The 24539-nt window shown below is 63.1% G+C and carries 17 protein-coding genes; 12 read left to right on the plus strand and 5 right to left on the minus strand.

All coding sequences use genetic code 11. From position 1 onward, the window contains the following. The 4 genes from ACSQ3O_RS01955 to ACSQ3O_RS01970 all read left to right on the plus strand — a co-directional run bounded on the left by ACSQ3O_RS01955 (position 1) and on the right by ACSQ3O_RS01970 (position 12326). On the plus strand, positions 1 to 1416 hold the full coding sequence (locus tag ACSQ3O_RS01955; RefSeq protein ID WP_298457119.1) for an HlyD family type I secretion periplasmic adaptor subunit: 1416 nt from the start codon (positions 1 to 3) through the stop codon (positions 1414 to 1416). A gap of 5 nt (positions 1417 to 1421) precedes the next feature. Further along, positions 1422 to 2066, plus strand: coding sequence for a LuxR C-terminal-related transcriptional regulator (locus ACSQ3O_RS01960; RefSeq protein ID WP_436137678.1), 645 nt, complete (start codon positions 1422 to 1424; stop codon positions 2064 to 2066). Continuing rightward, complete coding sequence (locus ACSQ3O_RS01965; protein WP_137749684.1) at positions 2059 to 2277, plus strand: hypothetical protein; 219 nt, start codon at positions 2059 to 2061, stop codon at positions 2275 to 2277. The genes ACSQ3O_RS01960 and ACSQ3O_RS01965 overlap by 8 nt, the downstream gene beginning before the upstream one ends. Before the next feature lie 143 nt (positions 2278 to 2420). Then, a complete protein-coding gene (locus tag ACSQ3O_RS01970) occupies positions 2421 to 12326 on the plus strand; it encodes a retention module-containing protein (RefSeq protein WP_436137679.1) in 9906 nt (3301 codons plus the stop codon). 251 nt (positions 12327 to 12577) lie between these two features. Here ACSQ3O_RS01970 and ACSQ3O_RS01975 read toward each other — a convergent pair whose 3' ends face one another. Together ACSQ3O_RS01975 and ACSQ3O_RS01980 are read right to left on the minus strand one after the other, a co-directional pair. Continuing rightward, positions 12578 to 14491 carry an EAL domain-containing protein gene (locus tag ACSQ3O_RS01975; RefSeq protein WP_137749682.1) on the minus strand — a complete coding sequence of 638 codons (1914 nt, stop codon included), beginning with the start codon at positions 14489 to 14491 and terminating at the stop codon, positions 12578 to 12580. Positions 14492 to 14522: 31 nt separating this feature from the next. Continuing rightward, on the minus strand, positions 14523 to 15221 hold the full coding sequence (locus tag ACSQ3O_RS01980; RefSeq protein ID WP_137749681.1) for a transglutaminase-like cysteine peptidase: 699 nt from the start codon (positions 15219 to 15221) through the stop codon (positions 14523 to 14525). 136 nt (positions 15222 to 15357) lie between these two features. On the opposite strand from ACSQ3O_RS01980, the gene ACSQ3O_RS01985 reads away from it, so the two are divergent. After that, the gene (locus tag ACSQ3O_RS01985) at positions 15358 to 16860 is read left to right on the plus strand and encodes a TolC family outer membrane protein (protein ID WP_436137680.1); all 1503 of its coding nucleotides are present in this window, start codon (positions 15358 to 15360) and stop codon (positions 16858 to 16860) included. An 85-nt stretch (positions 16861 to 16945) separates the two neighbouring features. Here ACSQ3O_RS01985 and lipA read toward each other — a convergent pair whose 3' ends face one another. From lipA to ACSQ3O_RS02000, 3 genes are all read right to left on the minus strand, one after another. Continuing rightward, positions 16946 to 17926 (minus strand): lipoyl synthase, encoded by a 981-nt coding sequence (gene lipA, locus ACSQ3O_RS01990; protein ID WP_436137681.1) that lies wholly within the window; start codon positions 17924 to 17926, stop codon positions 16946 to 16948. 34 nt (positions 17927 to 17960) lie between these two features. Continuing rightward, entirely contained in the window at positions 17961 to 18602 is a 642-nt protein-coding gene (lipB, locus tag ACSQ3O_RS01995) for a lipoyl(octanoyl) transferase LipB (protein WP_249368403.1), read from the minus strand. 61 nt (positions 18603 to 18663) lie between these two features. Further along, on the minus strand, positions 18664 to 18981 hold the full coding sequence (locus ACSQ3O_RS02000) for a YbeD family protein (RefSeq protein ID WP_137749678.1): 318 nt from the start codon (positions 18979 to 18981) through the stop codon (positions 18664 to 18666). A gap of 288 nt (positions 18982 to 19269) precedes the next feature. Here ACSQ3O_RS02000 and ACSQ3O_RS02005 point away from each other — a divergent pair, with 288 nt between their 5' ends. From ACSQ3O_RS02005 to atpG, 7 genes are read left to right on the plus strand one after another with little or no spacing between them, the layout of a single operon-like run. Continuing rightward, positions 19270 to 19743, plus strand: a complete 474-nt coding sequence (locus ACSQ3O_RS02005; RefSeq protein ID WP_137749677.1) for an ATP synthase subunit I — start codon at positions 19270 to 19272, stop codon at positions 19741 to 19743. 19 nt (positions 19744 to 19762) lie between these two features. After that, positions 19763 to 20641 carry a F0F1 ATP synthase subunit A gene (gene atpB / locus ACSQ3O_RS02010; RefSeq protein WP_010467223.1) on the plus strand — a complete coding sequence of 293 codons (879 nt, stop codon included), beginning with the start codon at positions 19763 to 19765 and terminating at the stop codon, positions 20639 to 20641. A 56-nt stretch (positions 20642 to 20697) separates the two neighbouring features. Next, positions 20698 to 20967 carry a F0F1 ATP synthase subunit C gene (atpE, locus tag ACSQ3O_RS02015; protein WP_007847749.1) on the plus strand — a complete coding sequence of 90 codons (270 nt, stop codon included), beginning with the start codon at positions 20698 to 20700 and terminating at the stop codon, positions 20965 to 20967. 34 nt (positions 20968 to 21001) lie between these two features. Continuing rightward, positions 21002 to 21472 carry a F0F1 ATP synthase subunit B gene (locus tag ACSQ3O_RS02020; protein ID WP_007847746.1) on the plus strand — a complete coding sequence of 157 codons (471 nt, stop codon included), beginning with the start codon at positions 21002 to 21004 and terminating at the stop codon, positions 21470 to 21472. Between the two features lie 10 nt (positions 21473 to 21482). Then, positions 21483 to 22025 (plus strand): F0F1 ATP synthase subunit delta, encoded by a 543-nt coding sequence (locus tag ACSQ3O_RS02025; RefSeq protein ID WP_137749676.1) that lies wholly within the window; start codon positions 21483 to 21485, stop codon positions 22023 to 22025. A gap of 42 nt (positions 22026 to 22067) precedes the next feature. Next, positions 22068 to 23621 carry a F0F1 ATP synthase subunit alpha gene (gene atpA, locus ACSQ3O_RS02030; RefSeq protein ID WP_137749675.1) on the plus strand — a complete coding sequence of 518 codons (1554 nt, stop codon included), beginning with the start codon at positions 22068 to 22070 and terminating at the stop codon, positions 23619 to 23621. Between the two features lie 18 nt (positions 23622 to 23639). Then, the gene (atpG, locus tag ACSQ3O_RS02035; RefSeq protein ID WP_137749674.1) at positions 23640 to 24506 is read left to right on the plus strand and encodes a F0F1 ATP synthase subunit gamma; all 867 of its coding nucleotides are present in this window, start codon (positions 23640 to 23642) and stop codon (positions 24504 to 24506) included. Positions 24507 to 24539 lie beyond the last annotated feature (33 nt).

Raw genomic sequence — 24539 nt, forward strand, 5'->3', positions numbered from 1 at the left:
ATGGCCGAACTCAACGAGAAAGCCTTCCAGCAGATCGGGCGCGTCGTCAAGACGGGTGGGGCGGCCAGCGACTCCATCTTTGGCCGCATGGTCAAGCGGCTCACGCCGGCAGGGGCTGCCGAATCGCTGGACTGGGCGGACGATGCCGACTGGGCGCGCCTGCAGCAGGAGCCTCTGCGCGCCCGCGCACTGTTGCGCCTGGCGGTTCTCTTTTTGCTGCTGCTGGTGCTCTGGGCCGCGTATGCCGAACTGGACGAAGTGACACGCGGCGATGGCAAGGTGGTGCCCACTAGCCAGGTGCAGGTGATCCAGAGCGTGGACGGCGGCATTGTGGAAGAGCTGCCCGTGCGCGAAGGGCAACTGGTGGAGGCGGGCCAGTTGCTGCTGCGTGTGGACTCCACCCGGTTTCTGTCCACCATGCTCGAAAGCCGGGCCAGCCTGCTGGCACTGCAGGCCAAGGCCTTGCGCCTGCAGGCCCTGACCCAGGGGGGCAGTTTCATTCCGCCACCCGAGCTGCTGCGGGATGCCCCGGACATCGTGGCGCAGGAGATGCGCTTGTACCGATCGCGGCGCGAGGAGATCAGCGCGCAGGTGTCCATATCGCAAAACCAGCTGCTGCAGCGGCAGCAGGAACTCAACGAAGTGCGCGCGCGCAAGGAGCAGGCCGAGCGGGGGCTGGAGCTGATGCTGAAGGAGCTGAATGCCACCAAGCCCATGGTGGCCACGGGCGCCGTCTCCGAGGTCGAGGTGCTGCGGCTCGACCGCGAGGTGGCGCGGCTGCGGGGTGACCGAGAGCAAGCGGATGCGCAGATTTCGCGGGTCCAGGCCGCCATCCAGGAGGCGTCCCGGCGCATCGAGGAGGTGCAGCTCACGGCGCGCAACCAGATGAGCGCAGAGCTGTCGGAGACCATGAGCAAACTCTCCAGCATGTCGGAAGGCGGCCGCGCGCTGGCCGACAAGGTCAAGCACGCCGACATTCGCTCGCCCGTGCGTGGCACGGTCAAGCGCCTTCTGGTCAATACCGTGGGGGGGGTGGTGCAGCCTGGCAAGGAGGTCGTGGAAATCGTGCCTTCGGATGACGCCCTGATCCTGGAGGCGCAGGTGAGTCCGCGCGACATCGCCTTTTTGCATCCAGGCCAGGAGGCCATGGTCAAGTTCACGGCCTACGATTTTTCCATCTATGGAGGACTGGTGGCCGAAGTGGTCAATATCAGCGCGGATTCGGTGGTGGATGAAAAGGGCAACGCCAACTACCTGGTGCGTGTGCGCACGCGCAAGGCCAGCCTGGGGCCCAACCTGCCCATCATTCCGGGCATGGTGGCGCAGGTGGACATCCTCACAGGCAAGAAGACTGTGCTGGCCTACCTTCTCAAACCTGTGTTGCGCGCCAAGGCCAACGCCTTGTCGGAGAGGTGAGATCCATGCGTCATTTTTTGGCCAGTGACTCTGTGCAGCCGTCGCACCGCTGGTGGATGGCCTTTCCAGAGGGGGTCTGTTTTGGCAAGGCCGACAGGCCCGCCCTGGTGGAGGCCTTGCAAAAGGCCGGTGAAACGCCAGCGGCCGCGTGGCTGAGCACGGAGTATTCCGATTGGCCGGAGCTGCTGCGCGCGGTGCTGGCGCAGGCCCCCGCAGCCCGTGTGGTGGTGGTGTCCGGCGTGCCCGATGACCGCGAGGGGCTGCGTGCCATCAATGAGGGCGCGCGGGCGTACTGCCATCTTTTTGCCGTCCCCGAAATGCTGCAGGAGGTGGCCGTGGTGGTGCAGCACGGGGGCCTGTGGGTGGGGCCCGCGCTGGTGGCCCGGCTGGTGGCTGCTACCTGGAGTCTGACGGCTTCGCAGACCGCGCCGCAGGACCAGGAGGAATTGCAACGGCTGCTGTCCTCGCGTGAGCTGGAGGTGGCCCAGGCGGTGGCGCGGGGGCTCTCCAACAAGGAAATCGCCGAGAAGCTGTTTATTTCGGAGCGGACGGTGAAGGCCCATCTCGGGTCCACCTTCGAGAAGCTCCATGTGCGTGACCGCGTGCAGCTGGTGCTGCGCCTCAACCAAGGGGCCAACGGCCATGCCTGACAAAGACACCCATCCATTGAGCTCTTCGGACGCGGGGTTGGCCCGGGTCACGGAGGACCTGATCGAGTTGCTGATCGCGCGGGGCGTCATCCGCTTCACCGATCTGCCATTGGCCGCGCAGAACAAATTGCTGGAACGCAAGGAGACGCGGGCGCGCCTGAGTAATAGCCTGGATCTATTGGGAGACGATTCGGGCAACGAAACGATTTGAGTGCCAGGGGGCGTCAGACCCCAAAAGTGGACCTAAGTCCAATGGTGAGCCAGAGGCCCCGCCGGTAGCCTTCACAGCTATCAGTCACATGCCGTTCTTCTGGGCAAAAGGCGCAGAAGTTTCTGGTTTACCGGAGCATTCTCATGTCTCAAATCGCCACTGTCGTAGCCGTGACCGGCACAGCATTTGCGGTCGATGCCAATGGCAATCGCCGCGCCCTCAAAGCGGGGGACACTCTGCAAAAAGGAGAGGTCGTCCAGACCCCGGCGGGTTCCAGGGTGGAGCTGCTGATGGACGACGGCAAGGTGCTGGCCGTGGCGCCTGAGCAGAACATCAAGCTCGACGAGAGTGTCACCCAGACGGCGGAGCGCCCCACGGCGCAGGATGCCAGCGTGGCCCAGGGCACCATTGACACCGTGATCCAGGCGCTGGAGCGTGGTGGTGACCTGAATGCGCAGTTGGATGCGACAGCGGCCGGCCTCGGTGGTGGCGGCGGCGGTGAAGGTGAGGGCAGCAGCTTTGTGCAGTTGCTGCGTATCTTTGAAGGGGTGGACCCCCTGGCCTACCTCTACAGCTTCACGCCCCAGTCTGCGCCCCAGATCGATGTGAATCCGCTGGCCGTGCTGGCACTCGACACGCCCGCACCGGCGCCAGCGCCTGCTCCGGCTCCCACACCCGTGCCTCCCGCACCGCCACCAGCGCCCAATCCTCAGGTGCCTGCGCCTCCCCCACCTCCGGCGCCTCCTCCACCCGGCCCACCCCCTGTCTCGCCACCGCCCCCATCGCCCGAACCGGTGCGGGTGAACCTGAGCATTACGCTGGAGGAGGAGTCTGTCTCTTCCGGCCGTGGCAATCGCAGTGTGAATGGTGTGATTGGCAACGATGAGGACGAGGGCCTGTACAGCTACCAGCAAGGCACGTTCGACCTGGGGGGCGGCAGCATTTCCTCCATCAGCGTGCCGGGTTTTGCACCTGTACCTGTCACGGCAGAGGGCGTGACCGTTTACTTCAATGCGCAGGGCCAGCCCATACCGCAGGGCGACCCTACGCCCCCTGCGGTGTTGCTGGTCATCAACTCCCTTGGGGAATACACCATCACGGTAGTCGGCCCGCTGCAACATGCGCCAGGCGATGGTGAAAACTTCCTGGCCTTGCCCATGGTGACCATCAATGGCTTCACGGGTGAAGGAGGGGAGTTCACCGCCGAGGTGGGTATGTCGGTGCAGGATGACATCCCTGTGATCGAGTCCAGCACCGAAGGTATCCCGACGCTCATGACCTCGGACCGTGGCGTGAACCAGGCCACCAACACCGGGTCCGAAGGAACCGAAAACAACCCGCAAGGGCCCGACGCGGACACCGACAGCAATACCTTCAACGGCACGGCGTTTGTGGTGTCCTTTGGCGCCGATGGTCCGAAGCTGCGTCCTGGCGGAGGCAGTGAGGGCGAGGGAGAGGGCGAGAAGACGCCTGATGGCTACGCTTTTGCCTTCCAGATCGGCAACGGCGGCGCTACAGGGCTCTATGCCACCGGTACCAACACCGAAATCATGCTGAGTGCCACCGGCAACCCCGGCGAGGTGGTCGGTCGCGATGGCAGCGGCAACGTGATCCTCACGCTGCAGATGGATCCGCACACCGGCGCCGTGGTCATGACCCAGACGGGCGCCATCCGCCACGCCGCGCCAGACGGCTCGGAAGGTGGCCTGGACGAGTTGCAGTCCTTGGGCAAGGGCGTTCTTTCCGTGGTGCTGGCCGCCACGGACAACGACGACGACACGGTGATGGCCGAACTGGACCTGGGCGGGCGGCTGCTGTTTGGCGACGATGTACCGGTCTATCGCTACGGCGACGATGGAGAGGAATGGCCCGACGAAGGCGACGGAACCCAGTACCTGCGCGCAGGGCTGGAGCCCAGCCTGTCGCTGGAGGCCGAGGAAGAGTCCGTGCGCGTGGATGGCACCAAGATCGGCAACGACGAGAACGACCTGCCGCTGACTTCCACCGCCAATGGCGGACTCACCCAGATCAATGGCGCCATCAACTGGGGGGCGGACGGTTTTGGTCAGCTCACCGGTGTGCGCGTGGGCAGTGGCGAAGCTGCCAGTGTGGTGCCCATTGGGCAGACCGTCTGGTTTGGTGCTGATGGTTCCGTGATTCCTGCGGGGCCTGGTGGAACGCAACCTGATGGTGCCGCTGCCAGCCTGCTGGTCGAAGCCTCGGGCAGCTACACCCTGACCGTGCTGGCCACCATGAACCATGCAGCTGGTGGCACTGTGGTGCAAGGTGAGGATTGGCTCAATCTGGAAACCGTGCGCCTGATGGGCGAAGACGGTGACGGCGACCCCATCTCCGTAGCGCTGGAAACCCGGGTGCAGGACGACGTGCCAGTGCACGTGAAGGTACTGGGCGTTCCTGTGCCATTGCTTGCGCTGCTGGAGGAGGAGTCTGCATCGAACGGCGATGGCGGCGTGATTGGCAACAATGAAACCGGGTTCCTTGATCCGCTGAGCGCCTCCACCGGCGACCAGTCCATGACGGGTGTCGTGCGCTGGGGGGCTGACCAGTTTGGTGGTGTGGTGGCCGTGCGGATTGCGGGTCAGGAATATGCCGTGGGCAACGCAGGCGCCACGGTGTACCTGGACCGCGACGGCCAGCCCATTGCTGAAGGTGATACGAGCACCCCCCGCTCGGTGATGCTGGAAATCAACGGCGATAGCGGCGGGTACCGCCTCACCGTCATCGGTCCGCTGGACCATGAAGCAGGTGGTGGCGAAAACCTGATGCTGCTGCCCAAGGTCACCTTCGTGGGGGTGGATGGGGACGGTGACCAAATTGGCGTGGACCTCATCGCCAAGATCCAGGACGACGTGCCAGAGGCGGTCCGGGTGGATGGGCGGGCCGTCAAGCTCAGCGTGTTGGTCGAGGAAGAGTCCGTGCCTGTGTCGGGTGGCGGTACGTTGGGCAACAACGAAACCGAGAACCCTGACCTCAGCTATGTGAAGTCGGATGCCACCGGCTTCCAGGGCGCGGTGAAGTGGGGCGCGGACCAGTTCGGCGGCCTCACGGGCATCAAGGTGCAGACGGGGTTCTTCACCGAAAACAGCTACAGCCCGGTGGGCGGCGTGGTGACGGTGTACTTCGACCAGAACGGCAAGGCGCTGGCGGCGGGCGCCACCAGTGGCGCAGCGGTGCTGACGGTGAATGCAGAAACAGGGGCCTACCAGTTCGAGGTGCTGTCGGCGCTCAAGCACTCCTCGCAGGGCGAGGATCTGCTGAACCTGCCCAAAATCACCTTCATGGGCCAGGACGGCGATGGCGACACCATCGGCGTGGAACTCAATGCATCGATCAAGGACGACGTACCCATCGTGACGGTGTCCGAAGCCGTGCCTGTGGCGGCACATGGTTTCACGGTTGAGTACAAAGGCGGCGAGGCGGGCTACAACAACAGCTTCGGCTACTACTTCAAGAATCCCGACGGCACGATCGACACCTCCAAAGGCGGCATGGTGCTCTGGGACAACGTCAAGACCGAGGGCAATGCGGTGGTGTCGCTGCCCACAGGGGTCACGGCGGACCAGATCGGCTTCTTCATCATCCCCAACGGTGACGGTCGCAACGGCGCACTGGGAGATGCGCAGGCCGTGTCCTTCCAGCAGGTCAACGGAACTTGGACGGCCTTTGTTGGGGGCGTTGCCTTGTCGGGTGATGGCGCGCCTGTCTACTTCTCCGACCAGCGGCTCAATAGCGATGGCCAGTCGCATGTGCAGCAGACACCTTCCGGGACATCGGCCGGCCAGAGCAGCCGGGGCAATTTCAACTGGGAAGACCTGAAGATCACCTCCACCAGCTCGGACAAGGACTATGACGACGTCAACCTGAACCTGAACTGGAACGTGCCACTGCTGGTGAAAGATGCCGAGGCCGATGCAGGCACCAGCTCCGACACGGATGGCAAGGCGCTCTCAGGCAGCTTCCAGTTCAATTTTGGAGCAGACGGCGCTGCCGCCACGGGCAGCAAGACGTTTGGCCTGAGTGTCGCGGCCCAGGGGCAGGCCTCTGCCCTGAAAGACACCGCGACGGGTTCGACCGTGCTGGTGAAGATGGAGGGCGGCGCAGCCGTGGGTTACATCCTCATCGGCGGTGTCCAGACCAACGTGTTCAAGGTGACGGTGGCGGGCGATGCCGCCAACAACGGCCAGGTGACGGTGGAGCAGTTCCGTGCGGTGGTGCATCCCACCAACGACCCGCACGAGATCGTCAACATCGGCAGCGGCGTGATCCAGTTGACGGCGCAGGCCAAGGATGGCGACGGCGACAAGTCCAACGTGGCCACCTACGACATCGGCCGGCAGATCAACTTCCAGGACACCGGGCCGGTGGCTGCGGACGATGCCCGCAACCTGGTGGCCACGGAGGGGGCCACAGGCACCACGAACCACGCCATCGGCAATGTGCTTACCAACGATGCCTATGAAGCCAAGGCCGACGGTGGTGCCGCCAGCGTGGTGTTCACCCGCTCGGGCGGTGACCGGTCGTACGACACGACCGACCTCACAGGTCCGTCGCTGGACGCAACGGGAACCATGGGGGCGCTCAAGATCGCCACCGACGGTACGGCGTCCTACACGCTGGACAACCTCAAGGCCATGGCCCTGGGTGCCGGGGCCACTTTGACCGACCAGTTCAACTACCAGATGAAGGATGCGGACGGCGACACCGACGTGGCCAACGTGCGGGTGACGGTACAAGGCGTCAACGATGCGCCCGAGTTCGTGACCGGCAACGACCAGACGACCCAGATATGGATCGACAAGGACGGTGATGGCAACAAGGATGACGGAGAAGTGTCGCGCTACTCCGGGCCGAATGCAGACCAGATCGCCGTCACCGTGCACGAAGACGCCTTGTCGCAGGGCAACCGCGAAAACCCAGGCCAGAGCACCAACGGTGCTGCCGGCTTTGGTGTGGCGGACCCGGACATCGGAGACACGGTGGCCATCCGGTTCGACACCGCCCCGGGTTCGCTGCCGGTGTTGACTTCGGGCGGTGTCCCGGTCAACTGGGTGGCCAATCCGTCTGGCACCGAGCTGGTGGGCTGGGTGGGCGGCACCCAGGTCATCAAGGTGACGCTGGGTGGCACCTACGACAGTGGCTACACCAGCACGGTGGAGCTGCTGGGCCCGGTGGACCATGCGCGGCCAGCACCGGGCACGAGCACCGACAGCGATGTGAAGGACCTCGATTTCACCGTCATCGCCAACGACCGGCCTGCCAACCCTGCCACAGGCCTGACCGACAGCATGGCACTCAAGGTCACGCTGGAAGACGATGCGCCCAAGGCCACGCTGGTGGATGGTGCCCCGCTGGTGCTGAGCGCACTGCTGGAGGAAGAATCGGCCCTGCGCGGAGGTTCCAAGATCGGCAACGACGAGCGTGATGCTACGGACCTGGTCAACGGCTCACAGCTGGAGGCTTCCACGGGCGTCAAGGTGATGACGGGCGCCGTGCAATGGGGTGCTGACGGCTTTGGCAAGGTCACGGCGGTGCAGTTTGGCGGCACCACCGTGCTGGTCGATCCGTCTACGGGCGGCACGGTCTACTTCAATGCTGCAGGGGTGCCCCAGGGCACTGCCAGCGGTGCAGCCGCAGTGCTGGAGGTCAAGGCCAACGGCGAGTACACGCTCACGGTAACCGGTGCCCTGACACACTCCGCCCAGGGCGAGGACACGCTGAACCTGGGCGTGGTGAACATCGTCGGTGAGGACCGCGATGGTGACTCCATCGGCGTGGGGCTGGCGGCCAGCGTCAAGGATGACATCCCTGTCATCGCCACAGTGGAGCCCGAACCCGTGCCGGGCATCACCGTGCAGCTGGTGGGCAGCGACGCCGGGTATAACAACACCTGGGGCTACTACATCAAGAATGGCAGTGGCGAGCCCACCACCGGCATGGTGGTCTGGGACAACGTGAAGAACCAGCCGGTGACCAGCGTCACCCTGCCGCCCGGCGTGTTGCCCGGCCAGGTGGGTTTCTTCATGATCCCGAATGGCGACAGCCTCAATGGATCGCTGGGCAACAGCACCCCAGTGAGTTTCTCCAAGGACGGCAGCGGGCAGTGGGTAGCCAGTGCGGGCGGGACGCCGCTGGCGGGGCAAGGGGCAGCGGCGCTGTTCGACAACAGCGCGCTGAACCTGGACGGACTCTCCCATGTCAACACGGTGGCCGTGGGACCGGTTTCGGGCAACCAGAACTGGGAGGACATCTATGGTGGGGGCGACCGGGACTACAACGACGTGCTGCTCAACGTCACCATGCCTCTGCTGGTGGATGACACTTTCCTCGATGTCGATGCAGAGTCCGACCTGGGCTCCACACGCTTCACGGTGAGTTATGGGGCAGATGGAGCCGCAGCGCTGAACGGGAAGGTCTATGGCCTGGTGCTCACCGGCGGAGAAGGCGCGTCCTCGGGTTTCCATGACACGGCACTGTCTTCCAATGGCCAGCCTTCGGATGTGCTGCTCAAGAGTGGCCCCGGTGGTGTGGTGATTGGTTATGTCATGGTGGACGGGATGGAGAAGACGGTGTTCAAGCTGTCGATCGATGCCGCCACGGGCGAGGTGACCTTCGACCAGCAGCGCACCGTCGTGCACTCCACTCCGGGCGATTCGAACGAGGTGCAGTCCGCGCTGGCGGGCAAGATCGGTCTGCAGCTCACGGCAACCGATGGCGATGGCGACCATGTGCAGGCCAGCATCGACGTAGGCCGCATGCTGTTCATTGCCGATGACGGCCCCATCGCACGGGACGACACCGATGGCACGCAGTGGGTGGTGGACCACCGGGTTGCGACCGGCAACGTACTCACTGGCGCAGGCACCACCTCGGGGGTGGCGGGCCAGGACCAGCACGAAGGCATGCAGGACGGAGCCAAGGCCGAGGTGGTCCAGGTGCGCGCCGGTGCTGAAGGTGCGGTGTGGACCCCCGGCACGGCTGTCGCCAGCGGCGGCAGCGCCACGGTGGCGGGCCAGTACGGCTCGCTCACCATCGAATCCGATGGCGACTACACCTACACAGGCCACCAGACGACCATCCAGCTGGGTGGTGGTGCCGGTGTGCCCGCAGGCACCGATGCGTTCGACTACGGCAAGCCTTACACCACGAACCTGGGCGAGCAGCTCATCACCAATCCGAGCGTGGCACAAACCGGCGGTGCAGTGGTCACGGACCAGCCCAACGGCGCCGGCGTAGACGATCCGACCGAACCTGTGCCCGGTGACGTGGGTGCGAGCACCCCCGAGCAGGTGGGCTATTCGCCGAGCCAGGGCACGGAAGCCCTGTCGGTGGACCTGGGCAAGATGGCCGTGCGGGCGGTGGTGGATATCTCCAACCTGTACCAGAACGAATCCGGCCAGGCGGGCAACAACGGCGAAACCGGCCGTTGGGAGGCGTTCGATGCCGCTGGCAACAAGGTGGGCGAGGGGATGATTGGCGGCGCGCTGTTTGCCAACACCAACGTGCACCAGGGCCAGGTCGAGATCGAAGTGCTGGGCGCCGATGGCAACCCCATTGCCTTCCAGAACGTGGTGTTCACCGGCGTGGACTACCTGGCGGGCGACAAGGGCAGCGACAGCTCGGACTATTTCGTCAAGGCCGTCAGCTTTGAAGAGTATGTGCAGACGGGCACCAAGGACCAATTCAGCTACCAGATGAAGGACGGCGACGGCGATACCGACAGCGCCACGCTGACCATCGACACGGGCCACCAGCTGAGCACGCAGGGCCTGGGAATGGTCTATGAAGATGGCCTGGCCACGGGCAATGTGGACAGCAGCCCGCACACCACGGACACCACGGGTACGCTGGGCATGGGCGGCGCCAGCTACACGCTGGGGGTGCCGGTACAAAAGATCACCTCGGCAGGCGACGAAGTGCGCTGGACGGTGTCGGGCGATGGCAAGACGCTGACCGGTGTCGCAGGTGCGGGCGAAGACCTGCGCACGGTGGCCGTGGCCACCATTGACGACAGTGGCCAGTACAAGCTGGAGCTGAAGGGCCAGGTGGACCACGCCTACACCCAAAGTGGCGAAGAAAACCTGTACCTGCAGCTGGTGGCCAACAAGACCGAGGGCGGTGAGACCGAGGTGCAGGGCTTCAACGTCAAGATCCAGGACGATGCGCCCGTCTATGTGGGGGGCACGCAGGACACACTGGTCGCCAACAGCGGCGTGGGCGAGGTCGTCGCCGACCTGGGTGCCCGTGTGGGGGCCGATGTGGTGGGGGCCGATGTGAACATGGCGGCTACCACGGCGGCGTCTGTGGGCGGCTCGTCGCTGCGCTATGTGTCCCTGTCGTACATGCAAGGGGGCTCGGTGCAGTCCACGGTGATGACGGTGGATGGCAACAAGGTGTACTACCAGGCCACCACCGACGGCACCATCAAGGCGGTGTACGAAGACTGCGGCGAGATCAAGACCGCCTTCACGGTGGAGGGTGTGGTCAATGCGGATGGCACCACAAGCTATGTGACCAACATGCTGGCGGTGGCAGATAGGGTGCAGGTGGGTACTGAAGTAGTCTCGCCGGGCAGCACCACGACCGTGGAAAAGACGGTGGTCTTCGGCGACAGCAAGAACGACGATGTGTTCAAACCATCCGGCCAGTCCTCGTCCGGTGGCACGGAGATGATGGCAAAGTATGTGGATTCCGCCACAGGCGTCTACATGGTGGTCACGGCCGATAAGGACGAGACGGTGGTCAACGGTGTGGTGAAGGATGGCTCCAAGTGGGAAGTCACCCAGGACGATGTGATCTTCCAGACCGACGCGAACCAGGCGAATGACCCCAAGGTCAACTGGTCTTCCACAGGCAATGGCAACGGGGGCGGCGGCTTTGGGGTGAGCGACAACTTCATCGACAACGCTTCTTCCGAAGGTGTGCGTGATTCTGACAAGAGCGATGCTGTCGGTGCTGGTGACGGTGCTGGCGAAAGGCTGGTGGTCGAGTTCTTCAAGGCCGATGGCACGCGCCTGAACGTGATCACCGCAGACTTCAAGCTCGACCATCTGGGCAAGGAAGAGACCGCCATCATCAACGCTGGGAACACGACCACCAGTGGAGGGGTGTCCACCACCACTGCAGTCGGCAGCACCCTCTACAAGGATGGCACGACCTCCGGCGGCAATACCAGTGGCGGCACGGCCAGCGTCGAGACCTCCGTCAAAGTGGACCCTGCGGGCAGCACCACGTTCAACACCGTGCAGTTCGCTGCCGAAGACTGCACCGATTACCGCGTGACTGACGCCGCCACGTTGACCTACACCGAGACCGTGACGACTCCACCAGTGACCAAGCCGGTCTACGCTGACCAGATGTGGATCAACTTCCAGGCGGTGGTGGTGGATGGCGACGGCGACCAGCTGGCCAAACCGATCGACGTCAAGGTGGTCATCGACACCGACAACACGCTCGACGGTGACAAGGTGAGCCTGTCAGACCCCGCACATGGCGGTTTGGCCATCAAGGGTGGCGATGCATCGGAAACCATTGTCGGCAGCAAGGGCGACGACACCGTGCTGGCGGGCAAAGGCAATGATGTGGTCAATGGCGGCGACGGTGACGACAAGCTCGACGGTCAGAGCGGAAACGACACGCTGGACGGCGGCAAGGGAAGCGATACCCTGGTGGGCGGCAAAGGCAGCGACGCCCTCACCGGCGGGGATGGCGACGACACGATCAAGATCAACCTGGCGGACAGCACCACGGGCGGCACCCCTGACAAGGATGTCGTCAAAGACCTGGCCGAGGGCGACAAGATCGAAGTGGCCGACCTGCTGGCGGACGATGGTGGCGACCTGCTGGCCAGCCTGCCCCCCGCGGCCGTCGCCGGCGACACCACCATCACGCTCGACAGCAACGGGCCTGCGGCTGGCGGCGCATCGCAGACGGTGGTGGTGGAGGACACCACGCCTGCAGCCCTGGCGGTGGATCTTGCCCTGGGGGCGCCCAGCGTGGTGACGATTGAGGTCAAGCCGAACGACGACTGACCCAGATGCTGGCCTGGGACTGTGTTCCAGGCGCCTTTGGCCGCTGTGGCTCTTGCCTCAAGGCCCTTGCGCTTCGCAGCGTGAGGGCCTTTTCTATTGAGTTCTTAATAAAAAATGGCCGTCTCCGCGCATGGGAGTAAGAGAGTTTGCTATCAATTTTAAATGGTTAATCAGTGTTGGCTATGTGTCTAGCGGGCGCAGGAATGCATCCGCTGTGAATGGGCCAATACCCCGGCCAGTGTCCGGCCGCTTTAACGGATGCCCGGCCCGGTGGCGCCATCAAAGCCGAGTGAGGCCAGCAGCGGCAGGTCGTCCCGCGACTCCACCCCCAGGGCGATGACCTGGATACCAATCGCGTGGGCGATGTTGCACAGGCCCCGCAAGAACTCCTGGTTGCCCAGGTTGTCGCCAATGCCGCGCACGTAGCTGGGGTGGACCTTGATGTAGTCCAGCCCCAGGTCGGCGAGCTTGTTGCCCTCGGTGAAGCGCTGACCGAAGTACTCGATGCCCACGCGGCAACCCAGTTGCTGCAGGGTGTGGGCCAGTTCCTTGAAGGCATCGAACGCGCGGAACACGCCGTATTCGGGCACCTCGAACAACAAGCGCGCGCACATGTCGGGGTAGGCGTGCAGCAGCTGGGTGAGTTCGTTGCGGAAGCGGAAGTCCGCGATGGTCTCTGCCGAGAGGTTGACCGCAATGTCTCCGGCCGAGCTGCGCAGGTGCTCGATGGCCAGGCGCACCACGCGCAGGTCGATGGGGGCGGTGAGGTTGAGGTGAGCCGCCATGGGCATGAAGTCGCCCGCCGACAGCAGCGCACCGGAGGCATCGGCCACCAGGCGGATCACGCCTTCCTGGTGGATGGCACCATCCCCGCTGCCGTCCACCACGGGGTAAAAGGCCAGCTGGAGCCTGCCGCCGCTGACTGCCTCGGTCAGCAGGGTGCGCCACTGTTCGGCAGGCCGTGCGTCGGCCGGGTGCGTGCCCTCATCCACATACATGCTGTTGGGCCCGAGGGACGCTGCGCGGGCCAGTGCTTCGTCTGCGCGGCTGAAGAGTTCGCCCAGGGGCTCCTGCCTGCGGTATCCCACGGCGCCGATGTGGAACAGGTCCGGGACGAACGCTGACCAGTGGGGAAGCCACTGTGAGGACAGGGCGGCGAAGATGTCCTGTGCTGCTTCTTGAGGCGATGGCGTGGAGGGGCACAGCACGCCGAATTCGCCCCCTTTGAGCCGACCCGCCCGCTGGCCGGGCTTGCCTTCGCCGCTTTTGTACAGCACGGTGCCCAGGTGCTTGAGCAGTGCATCGGCCTTCTGGTGTCCCAGCTGGTTGTTCAGCCCTTCGAGATCGGTCAGCCGCAGGATCACCAGACTGCCTGCAGAGAGAAACTGCTCCCCTTCCAGCGCCTCCTGAAGGTGCGACAGAAAGTAGTCCCGGCTGGAAAGCCCGGTCACCGCGTCGCGATTGACCTTCTTGCGCAGGCCGTCCAGGCGCGCGGCCTCCTCGCCGAACATCGACCGCAGGCGCGTGACCATGTCATTCATGCCACGCGCTACGCTGCGCAGCTCTGGCGTGCTCGGCTCGGCAATCTTGATGAAGCGCCGGTCTGCGATGGCCTCGGCCTGTGCCACCACGTCGCGCAACGGTTTGGTGATGCGCTTGACCGCCAGGGTGCCGATGCCACCCGCAACGATGCTGCCCAGGACAAACCAGGCCAGCAGTTCCAGAGTGCCCGTCCACAGGCTTTGGTAGGCGTACTGGTCGTGGCTGGCGAGGGTGAGGGTGCCGTATTGCTTCCAGCCATCCTGGATCTGGGCCCGGCCGGGCTCGGCGTTCATGGAGATCAGCCGCGCGAACCAGGCTGGTGCGCCCTGCAAGGAGCCAGAGAAGCTGCGTTCGACCAGCGTCTGGCCGGTGGGCGACACAATCCGGATGAAGCGGTAGTGCCCCGCGTCGAACTGTGCTGCCACCTGCAGTTCGACCGTTACGGGGTCCTTGTCCAGTTGCGACAGGGCCAGCGCCAGCGAGGTCGCGTTGTCGATGTTCTTGACCTGCAGCTGCTGCTGCAGGTAGTGCCTGGCAGACAGCACACTGACCAGCATGCTGCCTCCAAACGCAATCGCCATGACCAGGCCGATGGCAAGCCAGAGTTGTTTGGTGAGTGACATGGTGCTGTATCTCCGAGAAAGGGCGCAGCGTTCAGAAGCCTTCTTGCCGCATGCGCTCCAGGACATCGCGCCAGCGCGACAAGCGGGCCGTCGGGTCTGCCGAAGAGGTGGTGGCGCCGGAGACCCAGAGGCCTTCGTTGTTGAAGCTGAAGACGGGTGAAAGATCGGCCCGGGACGAGGCGGGGCGGATGGTGGTGATCAGGTTGTCCAGCACCATCGGTTCGTCTGCGGGGTTGGCGTAGTAGCCCAGCACCATGTGTGCTTCGCTTTTCGTGCTGCCAGCGCCCCCGATCCGGGCCCGCACATAGATCATGCGCAGCTTGGCGTTGGGCACCCCCATGTGCAGCAGCGTGATGTATTTGGCAATGGAGAAGTCCTCGCAGTCGCCTGCGGTTTTTCCCATGAATTCCAGGGGAGTGGCCCAGTAATCGTCCTGCTGCCAGACGGCGATGTCGTTCTCGAACAGCATCCGCCGGTTGAAGAAATTATTGACATGGGCAAGCTTCTCGGGCTCGCTCAGGTGGCTTCCTTCGGTCATCATGGCCCTCCAGGCAATGACGAGATCAGCGCCTTTGGCGCCATAGCGCTGCAGCGCCACCGCCTGGATCTTGTCCAGATCCGGGGCACTGAAAACCGCCCCCAGCACCAGTGCAATGGTGCACGCCACCAGCACCCTAAGTAGCGCAATGACTCGGGGGACGCGCTTGAAAAGTGGCGGTAGGGAGGGCATGGAACGCGGAAAACGCGGTGACCTTGCTGAAAAGTACCCTGTCAGGGGGCAGAGTTTTCTTTGTAAAAAAAAACTGTGCGAGTTTCAAGGTAAATGTTACGTTTCGATTCTGCATCACAAACGATTCGGAGTCGCCATGAAACTGCCTCTTACCCTGATCGCCGCCGCTGTTGTCGCCAGTACGGGCGCTGTTGCGCAAACCCTCCCCGAAGGACTGGTTGAGGCGGCGCGAAAGGCCGTGACAAACAATCCGGATGTGCAAGCGCGTTGGTTCGGATTTCGGGCCGCCGACTCCGAGCGCGGAGTCGCGCGGGCAGGCTTCTTGCCGCAGCTCGATGCAGTGGCCAGCACCGGGCGGGAGAACCGCGTGCGCCCCTCTGGCAGCACGGGCTCATACCACCACACGGGGGCGGCGCTGACGCTGAACCAGATGTTGTTCGACGGGTTTTTCACCAGCAACGAAGTCAAGCGCTTGGGGCATGCCAAGCTGACTCGCTATTACGAGCTGGTGGAAGCGTCGGAGACCGCTGCGCTGGAGGCCGTGCGCGCATATGCCGACGTGGCGCGCTACCGGGAACTGGTTGAGCAGGCAAAACAAAATTACGTCGAACACAAGCTGACCACGAACCAGATCGACGAGCGCACCTCTGCAGGTGTAGGCCGTCGGGTGGATCTGGAGCAGGCGACGGGCCGCCTGGCTTTGGCGGAGTCCAATCTGCTGACGGAAATGTCCAACCTGCACGATGTCAGCGCCCGGTACCAGCGGTTGATCGGGGAGCTGCCCCCCGGGGCTCTGGCGCCCTTGCCGGAAGGATTCAAGCTCAGCACCTTGCCCCCGAAAGCCGAGGATGTGGTGACATTCGCACTGAACAACAGTCCAACGATCAACGCCGCGATCGAGAACATGCTGGCCAGTGAGGCGGGCATTGCATCGCAGAAGGCGGGTTTTGTGCCCCGGGTCGATTTCCGGGCCCGCCAGTCCTGGGACCGCAATCTGATCGGAGAGCAAGGGCGGTCGCGTGACAGCACTGTCGAGCTGGTGCTGACCTACAACTTCTACCGGGGCGGCGCCGACAAGGCCCGTGAGCAGCAAGCGGTGGAAAACAAGTTTCAGGCGCGTGAGTTGAAAGAGAAGGCCTGCAGGGATGTGCGCCAGAACACGGTGATCGCGTTCAACGACGTGCGGCGATTGATTGAACAGATGACATATCTGGACCAGCACCGGCTTTCCACCGAAAAGGCGCGGGAGGCTTATCGCCAGCAGTTTGATCTGGGGCAGCGTACGCTGCTTGATTTGCTCGATACCCAGAACGAGGCATTCCAGGCCAGCCGGTCCTACATCAACGCACGCTATGACCAAGTGGTGGCCCAGGCGCGCACCCTGAGCGCCATGGGGCAATTGCTCCCTGCACTCAACGTGACCCGTGCCGATATGCCTTCGCCTGCAGATGCTGGACAGCAGCGCAGTGGCATTGATCCTGCGGAGCTATGCCCTGCAGAGGCCCCAGTTGCTATCGTGGTTGACAAGGCCAAAGCCGTGGCGGATACGCCGGTTCGGCCGCGCGCAGTCCTGCCACCGCCAGCCGCAGCCACACCAGGTGCTCCTGCGGGTGCTGCCAAGCCTGCTGCAAATCGGTAGCAGTGAGTAGATCAGCGGCCCATCCTTCGGGGGCCGCTAGGGCGAGGCCCTCCTCCTATTAAGTGGATGGGCCTGGCCTGAAGGGTCAGACCCCGGCTGCGTGCGCCTGCTGGTCTGCGTGGTAGCTGCTGCGCACCATGGCGCCCACGGCGGCGTGGCTGAAGCCCATCTTGTAGGCCTCTTCCTCGAACATCTTGAAGGTGTCGGGGTGCACGTAACGGCGTACGGGCAGGTGGCTGTTGCTGGGCGACAGGTACTGGCCGATGGTCAGCATGTCGATGTTGTGTTCGCGCATGTCGCGCATCACCTGCAGGATCTCTTCGTCCGTCTCGCCCAGGCCGACCATGATGCCGCTTTTGGTGGGCACGCTGGGGTGCAGGGCCTTGAACTTTTTCAGCAGGTTCAGGCTGAACTGGTAGTCCGAACCGGGGCGCGCTTCCTTGTACAGGCGGGGCGCGGTTTCCAGGTTGTGGTTCATGACATCAGGGGGCGCAGCCTTCAGGATTTCGAGCGCGCGGTCGTCGCGGCCGCGGAAATCGGGCACCAGGATCTCGATCTGCGTAGAGGGCGACAGTTCGCGGATGTTCTGGATGCACTCCACAAAATGGCCGCTGCCGCCGTCGCGCAGATCGTCGCGGTCCACGCTGGTGATCACCACGTACTTGAGCTTGAGTGCCGCGATGGTCTTGGCCAGGTTCAGCGGTTCGTCCTTGTCGAGCGGGTCGGGGCGGCCGTGGCCCACGTCGCAGAACGGGCAGCGGCGCGTGCACTTGTCGCCCATGATCATGAAGGTGGCCGTGCCCTTGCCGAAGCATTCGCCGATGTTCGGGCAGGACGCTTCCTCGCACACGGTGTGCAGCTTGTGCTCGCGCAGGATTTCCTTGATCTCGTAGAAGCGCGTGGTGGGGCTGCCCGCTTTCACGCGGATCCACTCGGGCTTCTTCAGCACCTCGCCTTGTTCCACCTTGATCGGAATGCGCGACAGCTTGGCGGCGGCCTTTTGCTTGGCCAGCGGGTTGTAGGCTTCGGTGGATTGCGCTTCGCGGACGACTTCAGGGGTGCTCATGGCTGTGGGCGGCGTGTGAACGACGGGGTGGAGGTCAAGGCGCGAGCCGGATGCTGAGCTGCTGGCCCAGCACCTGCGCGGCTTCTTCCCAGGTGGTGTGGACCCCGATTGTAGAAAGGTCCACCGTTTGCAATCCTGCGTAACCGCAAGGGTTGATGCGCGAGTAGGGTTCCAGGTCCATGGCCACGTTGAGTGCGACGCCGTGGTAGGTGCAGTGTCGGCTGACCTTGATGCCCAGGGCCGCGATCTTGCCCAGGCCGTCGAAATCGGGGGCTGGAGAGGGGTCGGTGCCGGTGCGCTTTTGCGGGCGCTGGGGCAGCATGGCGTGGCTGTGGGGATCGTCCAGGCGCACGTAGATGCCCGGTGCGCCGCCCACGCGGTGGCCCGTGACGCCAAAATGCGCTAGCGTGCGGATCACGGCCTCTTCGACGCGGTAGACATACTCTTTGACGAAGTAACCAGCACGCTGCAGGTCGATCAGTGGATAGGCGACCACTTGGCCGGGGCCATGGAAGGTGACCTGCCCGCCACGGTTGGTGGCCACCACGGGAATGTTGCCAGGGGCCAGGACGTGGTCGCTTTTGCCCGCCAGCCCTTGCGTATAGAGCGGCGCGTGCTCGCACAGCCACAGGGCGTCGGGGGTGTCGGGTGTGCGCGTGGCTGTGTAGTCCTGCATGGCCTGCACGGTGGTGCTGTAGTCCACCCGGCCGAGGATCTGGGGGCTGGCAGGCACGGGTTTACAGAACGACCTTGACCAGGGGGTGCGAAGACAGGGCGCGGTACAGGTCGTCGAGCTGTTCGCGGCTGGTCGCGGTGATGGTGATGGTTACTCCGAGGTAATTGCCTGCGCGGCTGTCGCGCAGTTCAATCGTGCTGGCGTCAAAGGTGGGGTCGAACTGGCGTGCCAACTCGGTGATCGCGTGCACAAAACCATCCACCTTGGCACCCATGACCTTGATGGGGAACTTGGAGGGGTACTCGATGAGCGAGTCTTTGCGTGGGTCGGTGGCCTGCCCGGCCAGACCGTTGGGGGGCGGAGGGGTTGTGGATGTCATGGTGAAAAGCCCTTGGGTCTTTGCTTCGGTTTCAATAGCTGGCGGCGCTGTGCCATTGTGCGCTAGAGGCCTGCTGGTGAGGCTCTGCTGGTCCATTCGGCGTGCGCCAAGTCGGTGCGTCGCGGGGCGGTTTTTACCGATGAGGCCGTTGGCGTGTCACCACAACGGAGCATGCCTTCACACCGGCCACACACCCGGTTTGCGGGTTTTTGCCGACCGCCATGGGTTTTTACTTATAATTAGAGGCTTTGTGAAAGTTGCAGTCTGTAACGCGGGCGTCATTCAACAATGAAAACAATCGCTCCCGAGACTGAAGCTGAGGCTGAAGAATCTGACTTCAAGCCCCTGACGGCCCAAGAGGCTGAGCAGTGGCGCAGTCGCCATCCTCCCATCTCGGTGTGGAAGGTGGTGGCAGGTCAGGCGCTGGTTGGAATGCTGGTGGCCCTGGTGGCTTGGGTTCTGACGGGTCGTGCAACGGTGGGCTGGTCTGCAGCCTACGGGGCGCTGGCAGTGGTGGTTCCGGCAGGCTTGTTCGCCAGGGGGGTGTTTCGCCACAAGGCGTCATCCGATCCGCGTGCGGCCATGCTGGGGTTCTTTGGTTGGGAAATCGCCAAGATCGTGTTGACGGTGGCGCTGCTGGCAGCGGCACCCCGGCTGGTGCCGGACTTGAGCTGGATGGCCTTGCTGATTGGCATGGTGATCACAATGAAAACGTACTGGGCGGCACTGTTGGTGCGGTCTGGTGTCCGAAAAACCGATTGATATAGAGAAGAGTTGTCCGATGGCCGCAGAAGCGCACGCTCCGACTGCAAGTGAATACATCGTTCACCACCTGCAGCATCTTCAAAACGTCAACCAGACCAAGATTGTTGATTTCACGGTCATCAACTATGACTCGATCATCGTGGGTTTGGTTCTGGGTGCCCTCACCCTCTTGATCCTTTGGTCAGCTGCCCGTAAGGCGACCTCCGGCGTGCCCGGCCGCTTCCAGGCCGCCGTGGAGATGCTGGTCGAGATGGTGGACAACCAGGCCAAGGCCAACATCCACAACGCCGAAAGCCGCAAGTTCATTGCTCCTCTGGGTCTCACAGTGTTCGTCTGGATCTTCCTGATGAACTTCATGGACATGCTGCCTGTGGACCTGCTGCCCGCCATCTGGGCCCAGATCTACGGTGCTGCCGGTCACGACCCTCATCATGCTTACCTGCGTGTCGTGCCCACGGCCGATCTGTCCACGACGCTGGGCCTGGCATTCGCCATTCTGATCCTGCGCTTCTGGTACAGCGTGAAGATCAAGGGCGCTGGCGGTTGGGCTCATGAACTCGTTTCTGCTCCATTCGGCACCAGCAAGAATCCCATCTTCGCCCTGATTCTGGGCGTGGTAAATCTGCTCATGCAGATCATTGAATATGTCGCCAACACCGTGTCGCATGGCATGCGGTTGTTCGGCAACATGTACGCCGGTGAACTGGTGTTCATGCTGATCGCCCTGATGGGTGGTGCAGCTGCACTGTCGCTGTCGGGTGTGCTGCTGCCTGTGGGCCACGTCATCGCTGGCACCATTTGGACGCTGTTCCACATTCTGGTGATCTCGCTGCAAGCGTTCATTTTCATGATGCTTGCGCTGATCTACCTCGGTCAGGCGCACAACGCGCACTAAGTTTCCCTTTCGTTTTTTCTTTCCCTTAACTTTTCTTTCTTAACTCAGGAGTCATCATGGAAAACATTCTCGGTCTCGTCGCTCTGGCTTGTGGTCTGATCGTTGGTCTGGGCGCTATCGGCGCTTCCATCGGTATCGCACTGATGGGTGGCAAGTTCCTCGAATCGTCGGCACGCCAGCCTGAACTGATCAACGAACTGCAAACCAAGATGTTCATCTTGGCCGGTCTGATCGACGCTGCGTTCCTGATCGGTGTGGCTATTGCTCTGCTGTTCGCTTTCGCCAACCCCTTCGCTTCGACGTTCTTGGCCAACCTGCCCAAGTAATTCCCTCCCAACGCCACTCTAGAAAGGTGTTGCCGTGAGTATCAACGCGACCCTGTTCATTCAGGCCATCGTCTTCCTGATCCTGGTGTGGTTCACGATGAAATTCGTGTGGCCCCCGATCGCGAAGGCGTTGGATGAACGAGCCCAGAAAATCGCCGAAGGCCTCGCTGCTGCCGATCGTGCCAAGTCCGAATTGACCGCTGCCAACCAGCGCGTCGAGAAGGAATTGTCGCAGGCGCGCAACGAAACGGCCTCGCGTCTTGCGGACGCCGACCGACGTGCCCAGGCCATCATCGAAGAAGCCAAGGCACGCGCCACGGAAGAGGGCAACAAGATTGTTGCTTCCGCCCGTGCCGAAGCCGAACAGCAAACGGTGCAAGCCCGCGAAGCCCTGCGTGAGCAAGTGGCAGCGCTGGCCGTCAAGGGTGCAGAGCAGATTCTCCGCAAGGAAGTCAATGCCGGCGTTCACGCCGACCTGCTCAACCGCCTGAAGACCGAGCTGTAAGGGGACACACATGGCTGAACTCGCCACCATTGCCCGCCCTTACGCCGAAGCCCTGTTCAAGGCCGCTACCGCGGGTGCGGGCATGGACCTGGCCAGCACCGCTGACTGGGTCGATGAACTGGCGGCCATTGCTGCCAACCCCCAGTTGCGCCAACTGGCGGACAACCCCAAGGTGACGGCAGACCAAGTGTTCGCCGTCTTCACAGGTGTTGCGCGTTCGGCACTGCCCGATACGGCCAAGAACTTCCTGCGCACGGTCATCGACAACGGACGCCTTGCTGCGCTCCCGGAAGTCGCTGCACAGTTTCGTGCCCTCGTGAATGGCCGCAGCGGCTCCTCGGATGCTGTGGTGCACAGCGCTTTTCCGATGGATGCTGCCGCGCTGGCTGAGGTCGGCTCGGCGCTCGAAAAGCGTTTTGGCCGCAAGCTCAATCTCACCGCTCAGCTGGACCCGTCCCTGATCGGTGGCATTCGCGTAGTTGTGGGTGACGAGGTGCTGGACACTTCGGTCAAGGCCCGTCTTGAACAAATGAAAGCGGCCCTCACCGCGTAACGCGCGGCGAGGACAGCGAACCAAAGAAAGAAGGAAAGAGTCATGCAACTCAATCCCGCAGAAATTTCTGAACTCATCAAGAGCCGCATCGAAGGTCTGGCCGCCAGCAGCGATATCCGCAACCAGGGTACCGTGGTGTCCGTGTCTGACGGTATCGTGCGCGTGCACGGCCTGTCGGACGTGATGGCTGGCGAAATGCTTGAGTTCCCCGCCACCAAGGACGGTCAGCCCTCCTTCGGTCTGGCCCTGAACCTTGAGCGCGACTCCGTCGGCGCCGTGATTCTGGGTGAGTACGAACACATCTCCGAAGGCGACACCGTCAAGTGCACGGGCCGCATTCTGGAAGTGCCGGTCGGCCCCGAGCTGGTCGGCCGCGTGGTGAACGCCCTGGGCCAGCCGATCGACGGCAAGGGTCCCATCAACGCCAAGCTCACCGACGTGATCGAAAAGGTCGCACCGGGCGTGATCGCCCGTAAATCGGTGGACCAACCCCTGCAGACCGGCCTGAAGTCGATCGACTCCATGGTGCCCGTGGGCCGTGGCCAGCGCGAGCTGATCATCGGTGACCGCCAGACCGGCAAGACCGCCGTGGCCATCGACGCCATCATTGCCCAGAAGGGCCAGGGCGTGACCTGTATCTACGTCGCCATCGGTCAGAAGGCTTCGTCGATCAAGAACGTGGTGCGCGCACTGGAACAAGCCGGTGCCATGGAATACACGATCGTGGTGGCCGCATCGGCATCCGAATCGGCAGCCATGCAGTACGTGTCGGCCTACTCGGGTTGCACGATGGGCGAATACTTCCGCGACCGCGGCGAAGACGCCCTGATCGTGTATGACGACCTGTCCAAGCAAGCTGTGGCTTACCGTCAAGTGTCGCTGCTGCTGCGCCGCCCACCAGGCCGCGAAGCCTACCCTGGCGACGTGTTCTATCTCCACAGCCGCCTGCTCGAACGCGCAGCCCGCGTGAATGCCGACTACGTCGAAGCCTTCACCAAGGGTGAAGTCAAGGGCAAGACCGGCTCGCTGACCGCACTGCCGATCATCGAAACGCAAGCTGGCGACGTGTCCGCCTTCGTGCCTACCAACGTGATCTCGATCACGGACGGTCAGATCTTCCTGGAAACCAGCCTGTTCAACGCCGGTATCCGCCCCGCCATCAACGCCGGTATCTCGGTGTCGCGCGTCGGTGGTGCTGCCCAGACCAAGCTGGTGAAGAACCTGTCCGGTGGTATCCGTACCGACCTGGCCCAGTACCGTGAACTGGCTGCGTTTGCGCAGTTTGCTTCCGACCTGGACGAAGCCACCCGCAAGCAACTGGACCGCGGTGCCCGCGTAACCGAACTGCTCAAGCAGGCACAGTACAGCCCTCTGTCCATCTCTCTGATGGGCGCCACGCTGTTTGCTGTGAACAAGGGCTTCATGGACGACATCGACGTCAAGAAGGTTCTCGACTTCGAACACGGCCTGCACCAGTTCCTGAAGACCAGCCACGCCGCACTGCTGGCCAAGCTGGAACAGGCCAAGGCCATGGACAAGGACGCAGAAGCCGAATTGACCGCTGCCATCGGCGCGTTCAAGAAGTCGTTCGCTTAAACCGGACGAGGAGCCATCATGGCAGCAGGCAAGGAAATACGCGGCAAGATCAAATCGGTGGAAAACACCAAGAAGATCACCAAGGCCATGGAGATGGTGGCCGCATCCAAAATGCGCAAGGCGCAGGACCGGATGCGGGCTGCCCGCCCTTACAGCGAGAAGATCCGCAACATTGCAGCCAACCTCGGCCAAGCCAACCCTGAATACGTGCATGCGTTCATGAAAGTGAACGATGCCAAGACGGCTGGCGTGATCGTGGTAACCACCGACAAGGGCCTGTGCGGCGGCATGAACACCAACGTGTTGCGCGCCGTGACGACCAAGCTGCGTGAGTTGCAAGGCGCTGGTGTTTCGACGGAGGCCGTGGCCATTGGCAACAAGGGCCTGGGTTTCCTGAACCGCGTCGGTGCCAAGGTGGTTTCGCATGTGACGGGCCTGGGCGATACGCCCCACCTGGACAAGCTGATCGGCCCCGTGAAGGTGCTGCTCGACGCTTACGCAGAAGGCAAGATCAACGCGGTGTACCTGAGCTACACCAAGTTCATCAACACCATGCGCCAGGAATCGGTCGTGGAGCAACTGCTCCCGCTGTCGTCCGAGCAAATGCAGGCCGAGAAGACCGAACATGGCTGGGACTACATCTACGAACCCGATGCCCAGACCGTGATCGACGATCTGCTGGTCCGCTACGTCGAATCCCTGATCTACCAGGCCGTTGCGGAAAACATGGCGTCCGAGCAGTCGGCGCGCATGGTGGCCATGAAGGCCGCCACCGACAACGCCGGCAGCGTCATTGGCGAGTTGAAGCTGGTCTACAACAAGACGCGCCAGGCAGCGATCACGAAAGAACTTTCGGAAATCGTGGCTGGCGCCGCTGCTGTGTAAGCAGCTCAACCAACATCTAAATTGGAGCGAAAA

It is taken from the genome of Acidovorax sp. LjRoot74, assembly GCF_964254355.1.
Taxonomy (GTDB): Bacteria; Pseudomonadota; Gammaproteobacteria; order Burkholderiales; family Burkholderiaceae_C; genus Acidovorax.